Origin of the sequence: Meiothermus sp. QL-1 (assembly GCF_003351145.1) — a bacterium.
In the GTDB taxonomy this organism is placed as follows: Bacteria; Deinococcota; Deinococci; order Deinococcales; family Thermaceae; genus Meiothermus.
Map to the genome: position 1 here is coordinate 1 of NZ_QQSV01000024.1, position 2,136 is coordinate 2,136.

At 55.3% G+C, this 2,136-nt stretch carries 2 protein-coding genes and 1 pseudogene; all 3 read right to left on the reverse strand.

Translation table 11 applies throughout. From position 1 onward, the window contains the following. Window positions 1–214: 214 nt before the first annotated feature. On the reverse strand, window positions 215–595 hold the full coding sequence (locus tag DV704_RS12125; RefSeq protein WP_158539627.1) for a hypothetical protein: 381 nt from the start codon (window positions 593–595) through the stop codon (window positions 215–217). Window positions 596–1,166: 571 nt separating this feature from the next. Further along, on the reverse strand, window positions 1,167–1,712 hold the full coding sequence (locus tag DV704_RS12040) for a response regulator transcription factor (protein ID WP_114799816.1): 546 nt from the start codon (window positions 1,710–1,712) through the stop codon (window positions 1,167–1,169). A gap of 176 nt (window positions 1,713–1,888) precedes the next feature. Next, a pseudogene (gene prfB, locus DV704_RS12045) lies at window positions 1,889–2,136 on the reverse strand (peptide chain release factor 2); the annotation flags it as partial.

Below are 2,136 nucleotides of genomic sequence, written 5' to 3' on the forward strand. Positions count from 1 at the left end.
TCGCCGTCTGGCCCGTGACTACGAGCGGCTTGCCGAGACCCTCAAGGGGTTTCATTGGTTGGCCTTCTCGATTCTGCTCTTACCGAAAGTTCTTGATGGTTTACGTATGGCTTCTTAGCAGGCTCTAGTAAAAATTTTTTTGGCAGGGTCATGATGCAATGCTGACCTCGACGAGTTCACTGGAGTTATCTGGCATAGGCCTAATATTCCTTATCTAACTTTTGACTGTTTCTCGGTCTATTTCAAGTCGACTGAGCAAAAATCCCACAAGAAAAGGTAAAGTGCTCGCCGCCAGCGCGGTTAACAGTATCGGCGTTCCTAGGGAACGTTCAATAACGAACGCGGTTCGAATGATCCAGACAGAACTCAAGAACATAATCATGCCATTGAAGCCATAGGTGTAGGGGAAACCTTGCCAACGCCTGTAAGATGCAGAAGTGAATAAACCAAGTGTGTGGCCAAGGCCATACGTTGCAAGCGCCAGCCCTTGCATTTCTCTCAGTTCAAGTTGGGGAACGAAGCTTGCCAAGGCTTGCGGGCCAAGCAAAACGAATACCACGGCGATTACCCCCGAAATGTACCTTCTTACATTCATGCGATTACCTCCCGGATGGAGCGCGAGCCTAAGCGTTTGTCCTTGCGAGCCAGGGATTATAACTCAGTGTAAAGCTTCCTTCTTGTATTTTAGGCAGTCGAGAACTGACTTCACCTAGGTCTGCAATTGCAAATGTCCTGGCAAGCCCAGAACAAGACAACTGTACAACCGGCTGCGCAAAAAGGCGCGTTTGGGCCACAACTGGGGGAGGCGCCTGCGCAAGATAGAGCGCTTACCAACTGGCAAACACGTTCACAAACGACATTACAACCTCCACCGCCTGAACCGGGATTGCCGGGGTTTACCGAACCACCTCCACCACCCCCTCCCGAGCCGCCGCCGGTACCTCCGCCCCCTGGATCAAGCTCTGCGTTATCGGGCTTCACATCCTTCACGAAACTTGTTGAGACCGGGTCGCAATGGTATCCCTCTTGTGCCAGGCCACTTGAGCCGATAAGCGCGAACATCAGGAGAGTAAAAAACCACCTCATACTTTTACCCTCACCTTTTACCATCCAACTCCCAGAGTAGGCCTGACGCAGTGCTGCCTAAAAGAGTCCAAGTCCGTGCTCTACTCGGGACAATGTCCTGTTTGGCTCCAGGTGTAAAGCATTGGATGCACCCCAAAGTAATAAAGCGCTACCTCTACGCGACTTTTCATACCCAGTTTGTCCAGAATGTTGCAAACGTAGTTCTTAACCGTTTTGGCCTTCAGGCCAAAACGGTTTTCCAGTTCGGCGTTGGTCATTCCTAGCGCTACCAGACGCAGAATTTCACGTTCGCGGGGGCAGAGGGGGTCGGGCTCCAGTTCGGGAAGGTAGCGGATCTTGTGGCCTTTAGCCACGCGGTGCAGGGCTTCCCTGACCTCCTCAGGCCCCACCGGGGTGGCAATCAGGCCGTCGGGGTCGTGCTCCAAAAGGTCGCGTAGGTAGTGGGGGCAGGGGTTGCCGGTGAGCACCAGCACCGGGCGCGGCCAGGCTTCTGATTCCCGAAGGGCAAAACCCCAGGGCGCGTCGAGGACAAGATGGGCCTGCAGGCCATCAAGGTCGCTCACCAACGCCAGGCCGTGCAGCTCGAGCGTGGGCACCCCGCTGTATACCTTTCTCACCGGCGCCATACTTTGATGGTATGGCATCGAGCTGCCGGGCTTGGGTGAGAAAGGGAGGCCAGGGCTTAAGATTTGGGCGCCGTTATCGCGCCCTTCACAGACGTTGTCGCCCATCCGGGCGGCAACTGTTCTGTCCAGGACAAGACTTTTTATTGCCGGATGGCTCAAAAAATGTGAAGAGCGCTCTATTCTTCCTCGGTAGCCGCTACGGTCTCTCGCCTACCGGCCTTCCACTCGAGCCCCGCCCAGATCAGGCTTTCCAGGTCGCCGTCCAGCACGTTCTCGGGGTCGTGGCGCATCTCACCAGTGCGGTGGTCCTTGATGTACTGCTTGTCCAGCACATAGCTCCGAATCTGGCTGCCCCACTCGATGGGGCGGGCCTCGCCCCTGAGCCGGGCCAGCTCTTCTTGCTTCTTGCGGTACTCAATCTCGA

Coding starts and splice junctions, on each gene's coding strand:
- DV704_RS12040 (WP_114799816.1), bottom strand. CDS start 1,712: ATGGCGCCGGTGAGAAAGGTATACAGCGGGGTGCCCACGCTCGAGCTG.
- DV704_RS12125 (WP_158539627.1), bottom strand. CDS start 595: ATGAATGTAAGAAGGTACATTTCGGGGGTAATCGCCGTGGTATTCGTT.